Source organism: Rhizobium sp. ERR 1071 (genome assembly GCF_007828675.1).
GTDB lineage: Bacteria > Pseudomonadota > Alphaproteobacteria > Rhizobiales > Rhizobiaceae > Rhizobium > Rhizobium dioscoreae.
Genome location: NZ_VITM01000001.1, coordinates 419896 through 435275 on the forward strand (window position 1 = coordinate 419896; position 15380 = coordinate 435275).

The window sequence follows — 15380 nt, forward strand, 5'->3', positions numbered from 1 at the left end:
TCCCGGACGGGAGATACCCTCATTCTCTCCCCCCAGCGAATGTTGGTATCAAATCGCAGTCTTTTCCGCAACGTCGAAAAAGGCTTCACGAATTTTCTGTGACATGCTGCCCGGATGACCGTTCGCTATCGTCTCTCCATCGATAGAAACGACCGGAAAACAGATACTTGTCGCCGCGGTGATGAAGACTTCGCGGGCCTTCATCATCTCCTCGACCGAGAAGAATCGCTCGACGATCGTCACATCGAGCTTGGCTGCGACGTCCATTAGCGTCGTCCGGGTGATGCCGCGCAGGATGCCGTGCTCGGCGGGGCGAGTAACGAGATTTCCGTCATGATCGACGATCCAGACGTTGGTGGCCGCACCTTCCTTCACCATGCCATTGTGGTCGATATAAATCGCCTCCTGGGCGCCGGCCTCCTTGGCCTGCTGGCGGGCCATGGCGTTCGGGAGTAGGCCGACCGACTTGATATCCACCCGATCCCAGCGATTGTCGCGAACGGTGATCGCCTTGATGCCGTTGGCGTTCTTCATGGCGATGACGGACTGATCGGTGCTCTTGGCAGTGACGACGATCGAGGACGGCGTGCCGGCCGGCGGAAAGACGTGATCGCGGCGGGCGACGCCACGCGTGACCTGCAGGTAGAACAGGCCATTGCGGACATGGTTGCGGCGCAGCGTCTCGCGAATCACCAGCACCAATGCCTGACGCGTCATCGGCCAGGCGATTCGTAGCTCGCTCAGCGAACGGTTTAGGCGATCGAGATGGCGCGTCAGGTCGACAATCACGCCATGGCGGACCTCGCAAACCTCGTAGACCCCATCGGCGAACTGATAGCCGCGGTCCTCAATATGCACCATGGCATCGCTGTGCTTGACGTAGCGACCGTTGACATAAGCTATTCTCGGCATGGAAGCCCCTGATCCGAATTCTGTGATGTTTGAAATGTCGGGCGGCTGATCAGACGCCCAACGACTTCAGCTTGCGATGCAGCGCCGAGCGCTCCATGCCGACAAATTCTGCCGTGCGCGAGATATTGCCCCCGAAGCGGTTGATCTGAGCGATGAGATAATCGCGCTCGAACATTTCGCGGGCTTCGCGCAGCGGTAATGTCATGATGTGATAATCGTTCTTGGCGGAGACCTTCGGCAGCATATCGCCAAGGTCGGTCGGCAGCATTTCCGCCGTGATCGGCGTTTCCGCCCCATCGGAGCGGGCCAGGATCATCAGCCGCTCGATATTGTTGCGAAGCTGGCGGATATTGCCTGGCCAGTCGTGCGCCTGCAGCACGGCCATGGCATCATCACCGATGCGGCGCGGACGGATGCCCGCCTGTTCCGAAATCTGACGCATCAGCTGATCGACGAGGAAGGGGATATCTTCGCGGCGCTCGGCAAGAGCCGGCACGCGCACAGGCACGACGGCGAGGCGATGATAGAGATCTTCGCGGAACAGCCCCTCGGCAATGCGGCTCTCGAGGTTATAGGCGGTAGACGAGATGATGCGCACATCCACCTTGACGCGCTTGGAACCGCCGACGCGCTCGAACTGCTGGTCGACGAGGACGCGCAGGATCTTATTCTGCGTCTCGCGCGGCATTTCACCCACTTCGTCGAGATAAAGAATGCCGCGATGAGCCTCCTCCAAGGCACCGATCTTGCGCGCCTGGCCCGGCGAGCCTTCGGTGCCGAACAGGGCGATTTCCATGCGCTCCGGCGTAATGGTGGCGGCATTCAGCGCCACGAACGGACCATTGGCACGCGCCGACTTCTTGTGGATCATGCGGGCCACGAGCTCCTTGCCGGAGCCTGACGGGCCGAAGATCATGATGCGGCTGTTGGTCGGCGATACCTTGTCGATCGTCTGGCGCAGCTGCGAAACGGCGACCGAGGTGCCGATCAGTTCCACAGCGTCGCCGGTGCGGCGCTTCAACTCGGAAACCTCACGCTTCAGCTTGGAATTTTCGAGCGCGCGCTCGGCGATCAGGATCAGGCGATCGGCCTTGAACGGCTTTTCGATGAAATCGAAAGCGCCGCGCTTGATGGCGGAGACGGCCGTCTCGATATTGCCGTGACCGGAGATCATGACGACTGGCAGCTCGGGATGGCGCGCCTTGATCTCGTCCAATAGTGCCAGACCATCGAGCTTGCTGCCCTGCATCCATATATCGAGGAAGATGAGCCGCGGCGCACGATCGGAAATCGCGGCGAGCGCGCTGTCGCTGTCATGCGCAGTGCGGGTTTCGTGACCCTCATCCGAAAGAATTCCCGAAACGATTTCGCGAATGTCTTCCTCGTCATCCACTACGAGAATGTCAGATGCCATAGACGCTTTCCTTGTCACTTGCTGTCGGGGCGACGGCGGCTTGCTCACGGCGCGGCAGATGCACGCGGATCATGGCCCCCCTGCCCTGGTCGAAATCGGCCGGCGCGTCGTGGAGTTCGATCTGCCCGCCATGGTCTTCAATGATCTTCTTGACGATGGCGAGGCCGAGGCCGGTGCCCTTCTCGCGCATCGTCATGTAGGGTTCGAGAATGCTGTGCCGGTTCTCGACCGGCAGACCGCGGCCATTGTCGATGACATCGACCGTGAAGCGGTCGCGATCCGGGTCCAGAGACGAACGCACCAGGATTTTCGGCTGTTCGCGCGCTTGGTCGCTCGGCACGCCTTCGATTGCCTCGACGGCATTCTTGATGAGATTGCCGAAGGCCTGGCCGAGCATACGCGCATCGAACATGCCCTCGAGCCGTTCGTCGCCCAGCTCGCGCTCGAATTTGACGTGAGTATTACCCATTTCGCGCAGGAACACGGCGTCGCGCAGAATATCGCGCAGATCGGTCGGCTCCATTGTCGGCTTCGGCATGCGGGCGAAGGAGGAGAACTCGTCGACCATGCGGCCGATATCGCCCACCTGCCGGATAATCGTATCCGTGCATTGGTCGAAAACGGGACGGTCGGCGTCGGCGATATTCTTGCCGAAACGGCGGCGGATGCGCTCGGCCGACAGCTGAATGGGCGTCAGCGGGTTTTTGATCTCATGGGCAATGCGACGCGCTACATCAGCCCAGGCGGTCGAACGCTGCGCTATGACAAGATCGGTAATGTCATCGAGTGTGATGACATAGGATTCATTGGCGTCACGCGATTCCTCGCGCGTCACCTGAACACTAAGCGTGCGTACCGTTCCGCCGCGAACAAGACTGATCTGCTTGCGGAAATCGCTGCGATGGCGCGTTGTCGCCTCGGTAACGACCTGCTCGACCTCGGGGGCGATCTCCGACAAGTTCTTGCCGATTAGTTCGTCGCTTTTGAGCGTCAGCAGATCTTCGGCGGAGGTGTTGACGATGGTGATACGCCGATCATGCTCGACGCCGATCACCGCTGCCGTCACACCCGAAAGCACGGCTTCAATGAAGCGGCGGCGATCGTCGACTTCATCCTTCGCTTCCAGAATCTCATCGCGCTGGGTACGAATTTCGGAAATCATCTTGTTGAAGGTGCGCGAGAGACTGCCGACATCGCCATCGGCCGAGCGTACCGGCACCAGCACGTTCATGTTGCCCGAGGCAACATTGTCTGCGGCGCTGATGAGAAGGCGGATCGGCCGCACAATGCGGTCAGCGATCGCAATCGCGGTCCAGATTGCCGCCAAAAGCACGATCAGAGCAAAGCCGATATAGAGGACGGCGAAGGCAATCTGAAGCGACATGCGGCCGGCTTCCATCGCCTTGTATTCGACGGTGTTGTCTTCAACCATACGCATGGCATTCATGACGCGTGGGTCGACAGCGCGCACGGTGTAGAGGAACGAACCCGGAAGCTCGTCCAGCTTGATGACCGCGCCGACGAGGTTGGTCACACCGGGCGGGATGAGCGTCGGCTGGCCATTGGCTGAAGAGTCCAACGCATCCTTCGGGATGGCCGGCAGTGGGCGTTCGGTCTTGATATCGGCCTGGACGATAGCGGTGCCATCGCGCCGCACCAGAAAGGCGCCCAGCAAGCCGCGTCCCCGCGCCTGCCGGGTCATCAGATCGGCAAAACCGGTGCGATCGAGGTTGAAGAGCGAGCGATTCCGTTCCAGATCGTTCGCCATCGAGACGGTCTGGCCCTGAAGATAGCTCGCATTCTCCATCAAATAGGCCTGCGCGACGTTCTGCGAGGAGCTGATGATCTGCTGCGTGCGCACGCCGAACCAGCGATCCAGACCGACATTGAGCGTCAGGCTGGCAACGATGGCGACGAGGATCGCCGGCGTGATCGCGACGATCGAGAAAAGAACGACGATGCGTATATGCAGGCGGGCTGCCGCACGGCCACGGCTGCGCGCCTTCATCAGCCGCGCCACTTCACGAGCGATCAGAGCAATCAGCCCCAGCACGAACAGGCCGTTAATGACGACAGAGGTGAAGACGACCGAGGAGGTCGGGGCAATCGGGGTCAACCCGAGAAGCATCAACAAGGTCGCGATAGCGCACAAAAGCGCACCGCCGGCCAAGATCAGACCAGGTAGGGCAAAGGAAGCACGACGGTCCGTCACCTTAACAACCGTCTCGTCGCTCGCCGCCGGCGACACCGCGTCCTGCATCATTCCCATCAATCTCCACGCCCGAGCGACGGTCGGCGCCCTGGTCGAATCGCACAGCGCTATGGCACGGGTGCGAGAGACAGGCAGAGGCGGAAACTGTCGTTCGGTTTCGCGCTGAAGCGAAACCTTTATTTCACGTCACTTCTGCAACATGTTGAAAAACCAGACGAACTCCTGTTCCTACAAGAGCGGCCAGATGAATCGCCACCGCAAAAACGACGAATCTGCTGCGTGACCTTTAAGCAACGCATTGTGGCGAAAATGCAACGCATGGGATTGCATTGTCAAGCCGTGCGGGAGCTTCTGTAAACCGAAACACCCAGTTCTCTGATCTTTTTGCGCAGCGTATTGCGGTTGAGGCCCAAAAGATCGGCCGCCTTGATCTGATTGCCGCGTGTGGCGGTCAAGGCGGCGAGAATCAACGGGTATTCCATTTCGGTCAATACGCGGTCGTAGAGGCCCGGCGGCGGCAGGTTCTCACCGAAACTGGCGAAATAGGTCCGCATGTTCTCCTCCACCGCCTGCGCAATGGTCATGGAGCCGGTGCGGACCGGGCCTTTCTCGATCGGGCTGTCGGGCACGTCGGCACGCAGCTCCGCTTCGATGATCTCCTTGGTAATGACATCCTGCGGATAAAGCGCCATCAGCCGGCGGATAAGATTTTCCAGCTCGCGGACGTTGCCAGGCCAGGGATAGGCCTTCATGAGTTCGAGCGCTTCCTGATCGAAACGCTTGGAACCAAGCCCCTCTTTCTCAGCCTGCTGGATGAAATGACGCACCAGATCGGGAATATCCTCGGCACGATCGCGCAGCGGCGGCAGACGTAGCGGCACGACGTTGAGGCGGTAATAGAGATCCTCGCGGAAGAGGCCCTGGTTGATCGCCTGCTTCAGGTCCTTGTTGGTGGCGGCAACGATGCGGACGTCAGTGCGGATCGGGGTGCGACCGCCGACGGTGGTATATTCGCCCTGCTGCAGCACGCGCAGCAGGCGCGTTTGCGCATCCATCGGCATATCGCCGATTTCGTCGAGGAACAGCGTGCCGCCTTCTGCCTGCTCGAAGCGGCCCGTCGAGCGGGTCTGCGCGCCGGTGAAGGCACCCTTCTCGTGGCCGAACAGTTCGGATTCGATCAGGTCGCGCGGGATGGCCGCCATGTTGATGGCCACAAAGGGACCGTTACGGCGCTTGCCGTAATCATGCAGGGCACGCGCTACCAGTTCCTTACCGGTACCGGATTCGCCGGTGATCATCAGCGTCAAATCGGTCTGCATCAGGCGTGCGAGCACGCGGTAGATTTCCTGCATCGCGGCGGATCGGCCGACGAGCGGCATACCGTCCTGCATGTCGTCATCGATTTTTGCCGGCTTGCGCTTCGGCTCCGACAGCGCGCGACCGACGATCGCGATCAGCTCGGTCAGGTCGAAGGGCTTCGGAAGATAGTCGTAGGCGCCCTTCTCCGATGCCTTGATGGCCGTCATGAAGGTGTTCTGCGCACTCATGACCAGAACAGGCAAATCCGGCCTCGCCTTTTTGATGCGCGGCAGCAGATCGAATGCGTTTTCGTCGGGCATGACGACGTCGGTTACGACAAGGTCGCCTTCGCCGGCGGAGACCCAACGCCAGAGCGTGGCGGCGTTCGATGTGATGCGTACATCGTAACCCGCGCGGCTCAAAGCCTGGTTGAGCACGGTGCGGATGGCCGCATCGTCATCGGCGACAAGGATCGTGGCTGTCATCGAGTAGTCCCTGTAGAGTTCGGAAGTGGGGCATCTTCTGAGGTGATGCCCTTGGAGGCAGGCATCAAAACACGGAAAGTGGTGCGATGGTTCTGGCTGTCGCATTCGACGATGCCGCCGTGGTCGCCGATGATCTTGGCAACCAGCGCAAGGCCGAGACCGGTTCCGTTCGTCTTGGTGGTGATGAACGGATCGAAAAGATGCGGCACGAGATCGGCCGGTACACCCGGGCCATTGTCGATGACGCAGAATTCCAGCGGCAGCGAGATCTTCTCGCGCGTGCCAGCAACCGAAAGCCGAATGCCGGGGCGATAGGCCGTCGTCAGCATGATCTCGCCATCCTGACGGTCGCCCACCGCTTCAGCGGCGTTCTTCACCAGATTGAGGAAGACCTGCACGAGCTGATCCCGGTTTGCGAAAACCGCCGGCAGAGAGGGGTCGTAATTCTCCGAAATCTTGATATTTCGGGCAAAGCCGGCCTTGGCGACGGCCTTCACATGATCGAGCACGGAATGGATATTGACGGGAACGCGATCGACGGGCCGTTCATCGGAGAAAACCTCCATACGGTCGACCAGCGAGACGATGCGGTCCGTCTCGTCGCAAATGAGGCGCGTTAGCGCGCGATCGTCGTCCTCGACCGATTGTTCGAGCAACTGCGCGGCGCCGCGAATACCTGACAGCGGGTTCTTGATCTCATGCGCCAGCATGGAGGCAAGGCCCGTGACCGAGCGGGCTGCGGCACGATGTGTCAATTGCCGGTCGATCTTGTCGGCCATGGAGCGCTCCTGGAACACCACCACCACAGAGCCGGGGTCGCTGGAAACCGGCGCAACATAGAGATCGACCAGCTTGTCCTGTCCGAGACGTGGCGAGCTCAGATCGACGCGATATTCATTCACTGGTGCGCGGCGTTCGCGCACCTGATCGATCAGCGCCAGCAAAGGGCTGCCGAAGGGAATGAAGCTGGAGATCTTGTAGCGCGACAGATGCGATGCGCTGGCGCCGAAGAAGGCTTCCGCCTCCCAGTTGGCAAAGGCAATGAGGCCGGCCTCGTCGACCATGACGACGGGGTTCTGGATCGCATTGAGAACGGCCATGGCCACGGAGTTGGCCGGGCTATCACCGGCACCGGAGCTGGATTTCGAAGTCATGCAGCCTCCTGAATGCGGTGAGCGAGATCAGCGCCTGCCTGCAGCGCGGCTCGGAAGGATACAGCAACCTCGCCGCTCTCTTTCGACGTCATGATCTTTGCCTTGTCGGCGCCCATTGTCGCCGGCGCATAGCGGTCGAGATACCAGGCGAGATGCTTGCGGGCATGGCGAATGCCGACCGCCTCGCCATAGAACTCCAGCATCATGCGATAATGTTCGAGCGCGATCTCGACGATCTCATCGCGGCTGGGCTCGCGATGCCCTGCCAGCACACCCGCATGCCATGGACGGCCCTGGCAGCCACGGCCGATCATGACGGCGTCAGCGCCGGAGCGACGTAGGATTTCCTGCGCGTCCTCAACCGTTTCGACATCGCCATTGGCGACAAGCGGAATGGAGATCGCGTCGCGCACGGCGCGGATCGCATCCCAATCCGCCCTGCCCTCGTAGAACTGCATGCGCGTGCGGCCATGAATGGTGACGAGTTGAACACCGGCCTCTTCGGCGCGCCGCGCGATATAAGGCGCATTGATGGAATTCTCGTCCCAGCCGAGCCGCATCTTCAGCGTCACGGGGATGTCCACCGCACTTACGGTCGCTTCGATCAATGTCAGCGCATGGTCCGGGTCACGCATCAGTGCCGAGCCGGAATAGCCGCCAATCACCTTCTTGGCCGGACATCCCATATTGATATCGATGATATCGGCGCCATTATCCGCGGCGATCTTTGCAGCCTCGGCCATCCAACGCGCTTCACGGCCCGCGAGCTGCACCATATGCGGCTTCAAGCCGGCGCTCTTCAAACGCGCCCAGGATTCGGCAGTATCCTGAACTAGCTCACGACTAGCGACCATTTCCGTGACGACCAGGCCGGCGCCATAGCGTAAAGCCAGCTGCCGGAAAGGAAGATCGGTCACGCCCGACATCGGCGCCAGGATCACGCGATTCCGGATGGATACGGAGCCGATGGAAAATGGAGCTGCAAGCTTGGAAGAAAGCAAATGATTATCTTTCGGGCACACCATACATCTGCACTATTTTTAGACACGCTTTGAAAGTTTGCCAAGGGGTTTCGAAGAATCCCGATATTTTTTGGGCAGATGCTGGAAAATAATCGGTCGAGGCGATAGACCCTGCTGGAGCAGGATCCCGTTTTGGCGATCTATTTAGCATGTGCTTATTCAAAAGCTCTACGCTTTTCAAAGCCATGCCGCAGACGGAGCCTTTCATCCTTCGGGGGTTTATGACGCAAATGCATTCAAAGCAACCGCTGTCGGTGGGAATCGTGATCGTTGCCGCCGGGCGCGGCGAGCGGGCTGGCTCTCCGGAAGAAGGCCCCAAGCAATATCGCCCGATCGGCGGCAGAGCGGTTATTGCGCATACGCTTGAAAAATTCGTGACATGGCCGCAGGCATCAAAGATCGTCGTCGTCATCCACCGCGATGATGAGGGGCTGCTGGGCGCGGCGCTGAAGCAGGTTTCAGGCCTGCCTGAGATCAAGATCGCCTTCGGTGGGGCGACTCGCCAGCAATCCGTGCTTGCCGGGCTGCGCGCGTTGAGAGATAGCGATGTCACACACGTGATGATCCACGATGCCGTGCGCCCGTTCTTCGATCATGATCTGCTCGACCGAGTGGCCGTAGTGCTCGCGGGTGGCGCGCCAGCGGTGCTGCCGGCCATGCCTGTCACCGACACGCTGAAGCGCGGCAATGCCGATGGACTGGTCGTCGACACCGTGCCTCGCGCCGGGCTTCATGCCGCCCAAACGCCGCAATCCTTCCGCTTGGCCGATATTCTTGCCGCGCATGAAAAGGCCGAAGCCGACGGCAAGATTGATTTCACCGACGATGCGGCAATCGCGGAATGGTGTAACCTACCGGTGACATTGGTAATCGGCAGCGCCGACAATGTGAAGCTGACAATCAAGAGGGATATTGCCATGGCCGATGAAAAGCTCAGTGCCGCGCTGCTGCCGGACGTGCGCACCGGCAACGGCTATGATGTCCATCAACTGGGGCCTGGCGATGGCGTTACCCTCTGTGGCGTGTTCATTCCGCATGACCAGAAGCTGAAGGGGCATTCGGACGCTGATGTTGCCCTGCACGCGCTGACGGACGCGCTTCTTGCCACCTGCGGCGCCGGCGATATTGGCGATCATTTTCCGCCCTCCGATCCGCAATGGAAGGGTGCACCGTCGCGCATCTTCATCGAGCACGCGGCAAAGATCGTGCGCGAACGCGGCGGCACTATCATGAATGCGGATGTCTCGCTGATCGCCGAGGCGCCGAAGCTCGGGCCGCATCGTGACGTCATGCGCGCCAAGCTTTCCGAATTCCTCGGCATCAGCATCGATCGGTGTTCGGTCAAGGCAACGACAAACGAGAAGATCGGCTTCGTCGGCCGCCGCGAAGGCATCGCCGCCATTGCGACAGCCACCGTCGTCTATCGCGGAGGCAAGGCATAATGCACTTTCCCGATGAGATTATCGCGCTTGCGCAAAAGATCGTGGCTGACTTCACCGCAAAAGGCTGGATGGTCGCGACGGCAGAATCCTGCACCGGCGGGTTAATTGCTGGCGCTCTCACCGAGATTCCAGGTTCGTCCGCCGTGGTCGATCGCGGCTTCGTCACATACACCAATACCGCCAAGATGGAGATGCTCGGCGTTCAGGAGCAGACGCTGGCGCAATTCGGTGCGGTGTCGAAGGAAACGGCGCTGCAGATGGTGCATGGCGCCCTCTTCCGCTCTCGAGCCGATTTTGCCGTGGCGGTCACGGGTATCGCCGGTCCCGGCGGCGGCTCCGCGGAAAAGCCCGTCGGGCTCGTTCATCTGGCCGCCAAGGGGCGAAGCGGCAGGATCATCCATCGTGAAATGCGCTACAGCGACATCGGCCGCGACAAGGTTCGGCTCGCCACGTTACGGACGGCATTGGAGATGCTTGTCACGCTCGCTCAATGAGCGGGAGCGGCTTCAAGCATAGATTTTGTTCGCGCGCGTCTCAAAGGCATCCGTGAACATGCGGAAGGCCCGATCGAACATCGATCCCATCAAAGCACCGAGAATACGGCTCTTGAACTCGTAGTCGATGAAGAAGTCGATGACGCTGCCGCCATTCTCCGCCGGCTGAAAGCGCCAGCGATTGTCGAGATACTTGAACGGTCCATCGATGTATTTCACGTCGATCGCGCGATCCGCTTTGTTCAGCAGCACCTGTGTGGTGAACGTCTCGCGGATGGCCTTATACCCGACCGTCATATCGGCAACGAGCAAGGTCTTACCGTCCCGTTCCTTGCGGCTGCGAACCGTGAGCGCGTCACAAAGCGGCAGGAATTCCGGATAACGCTCCACATCGGCGACGAGGTCGAACATCTGGTCGGGCGAATGCGGAACGGGGCGATGGGTTTCGAACTGAGGCATGAGCCGCAATTAAGCAGGACGACAGAGAAGATCAAGAAGCTGACGCATTTCACCACGGGATTTCAGCTGTAAAACCGGCACATTGGGGCCGTGCTCGGCAAGCCCGGCAAGGACTCTAGGCGTGAATTTTTCCTCAAATGTCCAAATAAAGCGCAGAAACTCCCAATCGACTTTCTCGATGCAGCCCGGTGCCATTTCCGGGCGCGTGCGGCCCATCCACTTGATCCAGCGAGAAATAGCACCCCAGATGCATAGTAAGCGAGGCATCCGCACCCATATGACCAAATCAGTACGCGGCAGGCGTATGTCGAATGTCGAGGGATTGGTCCCGTCCATGATCCATCGCTCGCCCTGCACCTTGGTGACGATGATGGCGCGCTGCTCGTCCCTGTCGCGCTGAACCCAGCCCGGCAGCCACAAAACGTCGCGATCGATCGACACATAAGTAAGACCGAACCGAGTGGCTATCTGCTGCGAGAGGGTCGACTTTCCTCCGCCGGAGCAGCCCATGACAAGGATCCGGTTCGCCCTGCGGATATGATCGGCTGCTTCAGCGAGATCGTACACTTCGCTACGCAACGCAGGATTCATCACTTGATCCATCACACAGCCTCTCAGATCTTGCTTCGAAAGCGTGACAGCAATTCCTCACCGTCGCTGTAGGATTTCAACGTCACAACAGGCACATGGCTGCCGTACCGTGCCAGCATCTCCTGAAACTGCGGTGCTTCTTCTCGCTCGAACGTCCGGATATAACGAAGGAATTTCCAATCCAGCCGCTCGGGGCATCCGGGCGCCATTTCGGGCCGAGACCGTCCGTGGTAGCGCAGCCAGCGCGAAATGACTCCGCGGAGTGCCATGTATCGCGGTGGGCGTCGCCATATGACGAGGTCGGTGCGCGGCAGCCGCAAGGGCAAGGTTCCGGGGCTGTTGCCGTCCATGATCCAGCGCGGTCCGGCAACCGCCTGTTCGATCAGCGTGATGGCTTCCGGGCGCGGGCGCGATTTCCAGCCGGGCAGCCAGAAGATATCGCGATCCATCGAAACATAGGTCAACCCACGCAGCGACGCGATGGCCTGCGCGAGCGTGCTCTTGCCTGTGCCGGAACACCCTATGATGAGAATACGATCTGCTTTTTCGAAGATGCGTGCCGCCTCATCGATATCGACGGCACGGACGAGCGCATGCGGCGCGACGATCTGCTCCACGGTCCAGCTCCATAATCGAATCGAAAGTGCCAATACCGGTAACAAACGGCGGCGTGTTCCCTAGGTCGCGTCGATGACAAATAAATGACGGAACAACGAAAAACCGCGGCGCACTCGCCGCGGCTCGATCAAAGGCAAATTCATCCGGCCGGGCTTATTCGGCGGCCAGCAGCAGCTTCTTTTCGCGAGCAGCGCGCAGCCGCTCGAAATCATCGCCGGCATGATGGGACGAGCGCGTCAGCGGGCTGGAAGCGACCATCAGGAAGCCCTTGCTGTAGGCCACCGTCTCATAGGACTTGAACTCTTCCGGCGTGACGAAGCTCATGACCTGATGATGCTTGCGCGTCGGCTGCAGATACTGGCCGATGGTCAGGAAGTCAACGTCAGCGGTGCGCAGATCGTCCATCAGCTGCAGCACTTCATTCCGCTCCTCGCCGAGACCGACCATGATGCCGGACTTGGTGAACATGGTGGGGTCCAGTTCCTTGACCCGCTGCAGCAGGCGGACGGAATGGAAGTAACGAGCACCAGGGCGAACCGTCAGGTAGTTGCCGGGCACAGTTTCTAGATTGTGGTTGAAGACGTCCGGCTTGGCGGCGACGACGCGCTCCAAAGCGCCCGGCTTCTTCAAAAAGTCCGGCGTCAGGATCTCGATCGTGGTCGAAGGCGAAGCGGCGCGGATCGCCCAGATGACTTTCTCGAAGTGCTCGGCGCCGCCGTCTTCCAGATCGTCGCGGTCGACGGAGGTGATGACCACGTGGCTAAGGCCCATCTGCTTGACGGCCTTGGCGACGTTTTCCGGCTCGGCCATATCGAGCGCATTCGGCTTGCCGGTCGCGACATTGCAGAAGGCGCAGGCACGTGTGCAGATCTCACCCATGATCATGAAGGTGGCGTGCTTCTTATCCCAGCACTCGCCGATATTCGGGCAGCCGGCCTCTTCGCACACCGTGACGAGCTTGTGCTCCTTCACGATCGAGCGGGTTTCGGCATAGCCCTTCGATGTCGGCGCCTTCACGCGGATCCAGTCCGGCTTGCGCATGACTTCCGTATCCGGCCGATGCGCCTTTTCCGGGTGTCGCACGCGCTTTGCGTCCGGGTTGATCGTGTCGAGAATCGTGACCATGGAACGTCTACTTTCCGCCGCTTGAAATGCGGCCCTTCATCGCCGAGCGAATTTGGCGAGGAATATCAGAATGCATGCACCGATGAAACCGGTGATGAAAAAGCCGAGCCGGCCGCCGGGAACGCCGACATGCAGGGCCACCATCAGCGCCGCAGCCACGACCGAACCGGCAATGCCGAGAATGATGTTCAGGATGATGCCATAACGCGCATCCATCAGCTTGCCCGCGAGCCAGCCCGCAAGACCGCCGATGATGATCAGACCCAGCCAACCTACGCTTTCCATCAAACCCTCGTTCGGGCGCCCTTCAGGACAGTTCCGTCGGGCATCGCCTTGCGTCTTAATGATGATGCTCTAGGCGATCAATCTCGCCAAGAGCACCACGATGATTGCGCCGACCGTGGCATGGATGATCTCCACCACAAGCGCATTTTCAATGCCGAGCGATATCCCGAAATAATGGAACAGGAAACCGCCCACGAAAGCGCCGATCACGCCGCTCACCAGACAACTGATGAGCCCGCCTCCTCCAACGATCAGGCTCGCGAGAAAACCCGCGACCAGGCCGATGAGAAGAAAGACGATCCAACCTTCCGCCGTGATAGACATGTTGATTTCCCTTCCTGTTTTCCACCCCTTGGATAAAGGGCATGGCAGGAAATTATCAAGCGTTCAGCACCCGGCCGTAGGCGTCCAGTACGGCTTCCTTCATCGTTTCCGAAACGGTCGGATGCGGGAAGATCGTGTGCATCAGCTCTTCTTCCGTCGTCTCGAGGTTCATGGCGACCACGAAGCCTTGAATGAGTTCGGTCACTTCTGCACCGACCATATGCGCACCAAGCAGTTCGCCGGTCTTCCTGTCGAAGATGACCTTGCAGAGGCCCTGATCTTCACCAAGCGCGATCGCCTTGCCGTTGGCAACGAAGGAGAAGCGGCCGACGCGGATATCGCGGCCGAGTTCCTTGGCCTTGGCTTCGGTCAGGCCGACGGAAGCAACCTGCGGCTGGCAATAGGTGCAGCCCGGAACCTTGCCCTTGTCGGTCGGATGAACATTCGGCAGACCGGCGATCTTCTCAATGCAGACGACACCCTCGTGCTCGGCCTTGTGGGCGAGCATCGGCGGGCCGGCAACGTCGCCGATGGCATAGATGCCGGGAACGTTGGTCTGGCCGTAGCCGTCGATGACGACGCAGCCGCGATCGGTCTTCACGCCGAGCGCCTCGAGGCCGAGGTTCTCGATATTGCCCTGAACGCCAACCGCGGAGATCATGCGATCGGCGACGATCTGCTGCACCTTGCCGTCTTCGGTTTCGACATGGGCGGTGATGCTGTTGGCCGCCTTATCAACTTTCGTGACCTTCGCCTTGGTGAAGATCTTCAGGCCGCGCTTTTCGAGCTGCTTGCGAGCGATGCCGGAGATTTCGGCATCTTCAACCGGCATGATCGTCGGCATGACTTCGACGACGGTAACGTCGACGCCCATGGAGCGATAGAAGCTCGCGAATTCGATGCCGATCGCGCCCGAGCCCATGACGAGCAGCGACTTGGGCAGGAAATCCGGTTTCAGCGCTTCGAAATAGGTCCAGATCAGCTTGCCGTCCGGCTCGATGCCGGGCAGCGCACGCGGACGGGCACCGGTCGCAACGATGATGTGCTTGGCGGTATAGGTGCCTTCGCCCTTGACGTTCTTCGGCACTGGATGCTGCGGCTCGACGACCGGCTTGGTCGACTTGCTGACGACGATTTCGCCGGGCTTGGTGATCTTGGCTTCGCCCCAGATCACGTCGACCTTGTTCTTCTTCATGAGGAAACCGACGCCGGTGTTCAAACGGGCAGAGACGCCGCGCGAACGCGCAACCACGGCCTTCACATCCGCGCTCACCTTGCCTTCGAGAACAAGGCCGTAGTCCTTCAGATGGTTGGAATGGTCGAGAATTTCAGCCGAACGGAGCAGCGCCTTTGTGGGTATGCAGCCCCAGTTGAGGCAGATACCGCCCAGGTGCTCGCGCTCGACGATCGCGGTCTTCAGGCCAAGCTGGCCGGCGCGCACGGCGGCGACATAACCGCCCGGACCGGAGCCGATGATAATGACGTCGTAATTCTCAGCCATGTGTTTCCTGCCTTAATCGTGGCGGCGGATCGGAGCCGGCGCC

Annotated in this window: 15 protein-coding genes; 2 read left to right on the forward strand and 13 right to left on the reverse strand. The window is 60.2% G+C overall.

Annotated elements, in window-relative coordinates; all coding sequences use genetic code 11:
* Positions 1–48: 48 nt before the first annotated feature.
* The 6 genes from FBZ99_RS02115 to dusB form a co-directional block, all read right to left on the reverse strand.
* The gene (locus FBZ99_RS02115; RefSeq protein ID WP_113352572.1) at positions 49–912 is read right to left on the reverse strand and encodes a D-amino-acid transaminase; all 864 of its coding nucleotides are present in this window, start codon (positions 910–912) and stop codon (positions 49–51) included.
* 49 nt (positions 913–961) lie between these two features.
* Positions 962–2326 carry a nitrogen assimilation response regulator NtrX gene (ntrX, locus tag FBZ99_RS02120; protein ID WP_113352573.1) on the reverse strand — a complete coding sequence of 455 codons (1365 nt, stop codon included), beginning with the start codon at positions 2324–2326 and terminating at the stop codon, positions 962–964.
* Positions 2316–4589 (reverse strand): sensor histidine kinase NtrY-like, encoded by a 2274-nt coding sequence (locus FBZ99_RS02125; RefSeq protein ID WP_113352574.1) that lies wholly within the window; start codon positions 4587–4589, stop codon positions 2316–2318. Before FBZ99_RS02125 ends, ntrX begins: the two co-directional genes overlap by 11 nt.
* A 281-nt stretch (positions 4590–4870) precedes the next feature.
* The gene (gene ntrC, locus FBZ99_RS02130; protein ID WP_113352575.1) at positions 4871–6322 is read right to left on the reverse strand and encodes a nitrogen regulation protein NR(I); all 1452 of its coding nucleotides are present in this window, start codon (positions 6320–6322) and stop codon (positions 4871–4873) included.
* On the reverse strand, positions 6319–7476 hold the full coding sequence (locus tag FBZ99_RS02135) for a two-component system sensor histidine kinase NtrB (RefSeq protein ID WP_113352576.1): 1158 nt from the start codon (positions 7474–7476) through the stop codon (positions 6319–6321). The genes ntrC and FBZ99_RS02135 overlap by 4 nt, the downstream gene beginning before the upstream one ends.
* The gene (gene dusB, locus FBZ99_RS02140) at positions 7473–8501 is read right to left on the reverse strand and encodes a tRNA dihydrouridine synthase DusB (RefSeq protein ID WP_113352577.1); all 1029 of its coding nucleotides are present in this window, start codon (positions 8499–8501) and stop codon (positions 7473–7475) included. The genes FBZ99_RS02135 and dusB overlap by 4 nt, the downstream gene beginning before the upstream one ends.
* 218 nt (positions 8502–8719) lie before the next feature.
* Here dusB and FBZ99_RS02145 point away from each other — a divergent pair, with 218 nt between their 5' ends.
* Positions 8720–9940 (forward strand): bifunctional 2-C-methyl-D-erythritol 4-phosphate cytidylyltransferase/2-C-methyl-D-erythritol 2,4-cyclodiphosphate synthase, encoded by a 1221-nt coding sequence (locus FBZ99_RS02145; RefSeq protein ID WP_113352682.1) that lies wholly within the window; start codon positions 8720–8722, stop codon positions 9938–9940.
* Positions 9940–10434, forward strand: coding sequence for a CinA family protein (locus tag FBZ99_RS02150; RefSeq protein ID WP_371864919.1), 495 nt, complete (start codon positions 9940–9942; stop codon positions 10432–10434). Before FBZ99_RS02145 ends, FBZ99_RS02150 begins: the two co-directional genes overlap by 1 nt.
* A gap of 12 nt (positions 10435–10446) precedes the next feature.
* Here the strand turns inward: FBZ99_RS02150 and FBZ99_RS02155 are convergent, their stop codons facing one another.
* From FBZ99_RS02155 to lpdA, 7 genes are all read right to left on the reverse strand, one after another.
* Positions 10447–10893, reverse strand: a complete 447-nt coding sequence (locus tag FBZ99_RS02155) for a type II toxin-antitoxin system RatA family toxin (protein WP_113333733.1) — start codon at positions 10891–10893, stop codon at positions 10447–10449.
* Between the two features lie 9 nt (positions 10894–10902).
* On the reverse strand, positions 10903–11484 hold the full coding sequence (locus tag FBZ99_RS02160) for an AAA family ATPase (RefSeq protein WP_442966437.1): 582 nt from the start codon (positions 11482–11484) through the stop codon (positions 10903–10905).
* 23 nt (positions 11485–11507) lie between these two features.
* Positions 11508–12101 carry an AAA family ATPase gene (locus FBZ99_RS02165; RefSeq protein ID WP_145631270.1) on the reverse strand — a complete coding sequence of 198 codons (594 nt, stop codon included), beginning with the start codon at positions 12099–12101 and terminating at the stop codon, positions 11508–11510.
* A gap of 154 nt (positions 12102–12255) precedes the next feature.
* A complete protein-coding gene (lipA, locus tag FBZ99_RS02170; RefSeq protein WP_113333730.1) occupies positions 12256–13227 on the reverse strand; it encodes a lipoyl synthase in 972 nt (323 codons plus the stop codon).
* Between the two features lie 36 nt (positions 13228–13263).
* A complete protein-coding gene (locus FBZ99_RS02175) occupies positions 13264–13512 on the reverse strand; it encodes a GlsB/YeaQ/YmgE family stress response membrane protein (protein ID WP_037201967.1) in 249 nt (82 codons plus the stop codon).
* A gap of 69 nt (positions 13513–13581) precedes the next feature.
* On the reverse strand, positions 13582–13836 hold the full coding sequence (locus FBZ99_RS02180) for a GlsB/YeaQ/YmgE family stress response membrane protein (RefSeq protein WP_069612110.1): 255 nt from the start codon (positions 13834–13836) through the stop codon (positions 13582–13584).
* A 55-nt stretch (positions 13837–13891) separates the two neighbouring features.
* Positions 13892–15337, reverse strand: a complete 1446-nt coding sequence (lpdA, locus tag FBZ99_RS02185; RefSeq protein WP_145631273.1) for a dihydrolipoyl dehydrogenase — start codon at positions 15335–15337, stop codon at positions 13892–13894.
* Between the last annotated feature and the right edge of the window lie 43 nt (positions 15338–15380).

Bases quoted from the DNA above. Each gene is read 5' to 3' on its own strand.
- FBZ99_RS02115 (WP_113352572.1), bottom strand. From the start codon at position 912: ATGCCGAGAATAGCTTATGTCAACGGTCGCTACGTCAAGCACAGCGAT.
- ntrX (WP_113352573.1), bottom strand. From the start codon at position 2,326: ATGGCATCTGACATTCTCGTAGTGGATGACGAGGAAGACATTCGCGAA.
- FBZ99_RS02125 (WP_113352574.1), bottom strand. From the start codon at position 4,589: ATGATGCAGGACGCGGTGTCGCCGGCGGCGAGCGACGAGACGGTTGTT.
- ntrC (WP_113352575.1), bottom strand. From the start codon at position 6,322: ATGACAGCCACGATCCTTGTCGCCGATGACGATGCGGCCATCCGCACC.
- FBZ99_RS02135 (WP_113352576.1), bottom strand. From the start codon at position 7,476: ATGACTTCGAAATCCAGCTCCGGTGCCGGTGATAGCCCGGCCAACTCC.
- dusB (WP_113352577.1), bottom strand. From the start codon at position 8,501: ATGGTGTGCCCGAAAGATAATCATTTGCTTTCTTCCAAGCTTGCAGCT.
- FBZ99_RS02145 (WP_113352682.1), top strand. From the start codon at position 8,720: ATGACGCAAATGCATTCAAAGCAACCGCTGTCGGTGGGAATCGTGATC.
- FBZ99_RS02150 (WP_371864919.1), top strand. From the start codon at position 9,940: ATGCACTTTCCCGATGAGATTATCGCGCTTGCGCAAAAGATCGTGGCT.
- FBZ99_RS02155 (WP_113333733.1), bottom strand. From the start codon at position 10,893: ATGCCTCAGTTCGAAACCCATCGCCCCGTTCCGCATTCGCCCGACCAG.
- FBZ99_RS02160 (WP_442966437.1), bottom strand. From the start codon at position 11,484: ATGAATCCTGCGTTGCGTAGCGAAGTGTACGATCTCGCTGAAGCAGCC.
- lipA (WP_113333730.1), bottom strand. From the start codon at position 13,227: ATGGTCACGATTCTCGACACGATCAACCCGGACGCAAAGCGCGTGCGA.
- FBZ99_RS02175 (WP_037201967.1), bottom strand. From the start codon at position 13,512: ATGGAAAGCGTAGGTTGGCTGGGTCTGATCATCATCGGCGGTCTTGCG.
- FBZ99_RS02180 (WP_069612110.1), bottom strand. From the start codon at position 13,836: ATGTCTATCACGGCGGAAGGTTGGATCGTCTTTCTTCTCATCGGCCTG.
- lpdA (WP_145631273.1), bottom strand. From the start codon at position 15,337: ATGGCTGAGAATTACGACGTCATTATCATCGGCTCCGGTCCGGGCGGT.